Origin of the sequence: Microbacterium sp. GbtcB4, assembly GCF_019091465.1 — a bacterium.
Lineage (GTDB): Bacteria > Actinomycetota > Actinomycetes > Actinomycetales > Microbacteriaceae > Microbacterium > Microbacterium paraoxydans.
The window spans coordinates 1-250 of record NZ_JAGXJJ010000331.1 but is presented as its reverse complement, the minus strand read 5'-3'; the positions used below and the strand labels follow the sequence as shown (position 1 = coordinate 250).

Below are 250 nucleotides of genomic sequence, written 5' to 3'. Positions count from 1 at the left end.
CGTCGTTGCGCAGCCAGTGCGGGTAGCAGGCGTGCGGCCCGGACGCGGCGATGGTGTCGTACCCCTCGCCCTTGCCGTCCTCGCGGGCGCGTCGGTGGAAGCCTCCCTCGACGACGCGCTCGCCTCGGGCGTGCGCGACGGCGGCCGGGGGCTCGGGGATGATGTCGTCGAAGCCCCGCGGGGGGATCTCCACGGCCCCCCCCCTCTCGGCGATCCCGAAGTCGTCCTGGTGGGGGCGCGCTCCCGGGCG

1 pseudogene is annotated in these 250 nt (G+C 76.8%); it reads right to left on the bottom strand.

Annotated elements, in window-relative coordinates:
- Positions 1 to 250 (bottom strand): annotated as a pseudogene (locus tag KVS71_RS18065) (aminopeptidase P family protein); the annotation flags it as partial.